Annotated in this window: 1 protein-coding gene; it reads right to left on the bottom strand. The window is 67.2% G+C overall.

Annotation, left to right across the window (positions count from 1 at the left end; translation table 11 throughout):
* Positions 1-17 precede the first annotated feature (17 nt).
* Entirely contained in the window at positions 18-1,088 is a 1,071-nt protein-coding gene (locus ON40_RS34495; protein ID WP_040829449.1) for an IS110 family RNA-guided transposase, read from the bottom strand.
* Positions 1,089-1,477: the final 389 nt, after the last annotated feature.

The raw sequence follows: 1,477 nt of genomic DNA, 5'->3' as shown, positions 1-1,477 counted from the left end.
GGACGCTCCTATAGATGTCAAGTCGCCGGTGCTGGTGGGCGAAGATCGGCACGCAGGGCTTGGAATACTTCGCGGGCGAGGTATCGCTTGAGGCAGCGGATGATCTCGGGTTTGGTTTTGCCGTCGGTGGTGCGACGGGCGACGTAGTCTTTGGTGCGCTGGTCGTAGCGCATGCGCACGATGACCGCGACGTGCAGGGCCTGATTGGCTTGCCGGTCGCCACCGCGGTGCAGGCGGTGGCGGACCGTCTTTCCGGAAGAGGCAGGGATCGGGGCGACGCCGCAGAGGCGGGCGAAGGTGGCCTCGCTGGTGAGCCGGTCGGGGTTGTCGCCGATCGAAATCACCAGTGCCGCAGCGGTATCCGGCCCGAGTGCGAACAGGCCGACGGTGTGTGGGGCGACCTGTTCGAGCAGTTGCTGCAGGTGTCGTTTGAGCTGGTCGGCGTGGCATTGCAGTTCGTGTACTTGGGTGGCCAGCGACCGCAACGCGAGCTTGGTGGCTTGGATCGGGTCGGTGCTGCGAGCCGGATCGGGCCGGAATGCGGCGCAGGTGGCCATCAGTTTCGCACGTGACAGGCTGCGCAGCTGGCTGCGCAGCGATTCTGGGCTGGTGGTGATCAGCCCGCGCAGCGCGTTCATCGCGGCGGTGGTGGCCTTGACCGCGTTGTGGCGTGCGACGCGCAGCGCGCGGACGGCTTCGACGGCGCCGTTGCGGAGTTTTGGCGCGGTCACGCCGGAGCCGTCGAGGAGTCGGCGCGCGGCGGCGTAGGCATCGATGGTGTCGGTCTTGCCCTGCGCGCGACGCAATCGTCGGTTCGGGCGCGGCACCTCGGCGACATTGTGGCCGCGTGCGTGCAGGTAGCGGGCCAATTCGGCGCCGTAGGATCCGGTTCCTTCGATCCCGATTTGCGCGACACATCCGAACGAGGTGATCCACTGATCGATCGCCGTGTAACCGGCTGCGGTGGTACGGAATTCGCGATCGTCGATCTTCTTGCCGTGCTCGTTCACGACCGCGACGTGATGAGTCTCGGCGTGGGTGTCGACGCCGGCGTAGATCGCCGGTGAGTGATCAGCGGGACTGGTCATCGAGCAGGTGCTGCCTTTCGATGCGGGCAGGTTCTGCTGCTGACCACCGGTTCCGGTGGTGTGGGACGGACAGGCCAGTCACGAGACGGCGCAAGCGCGGCAGGCTCCTATCAGGTCACGACCCACGCTGCGCAGAACCCCTGTGGTGAACTGTGCTTGGTGGGCTCACCGCGCCAACCTGGCCTGGGGCGACAGGCCCCGAGGTGGGACACCCGAACGGGGTCGGGAAACTTCCGGGTCACACCCGAGCTCAGGCTGGTTGCGGTGAGCAGACTCGCCGCGCCGACCGGAGCTGCGGGCCGACGGGTCCTTAGCAGGACACCCGAACGGGGTCAGGAAAATTCCGGGTCACACCCGCGGCCCGGGCGGTGCGGTGAGCGGGTTCCATC

This window comes from Nocardia jiangxiensis NBRC 101359 (assembly GCF_000308615.1).
Classification (GTDB): domain Bacteria; phylum Actinomycetota; class Actinomycetes; order Mycobacteriales; family Mycobacteriaceae; genus Nocardia; species Nocardia jiangxiensis.
The sequence above is the reverse complement of the archived record's forward strand: the minus strand, read 5'-3'. Positions and strand labels throughout refer to the sequence as shown.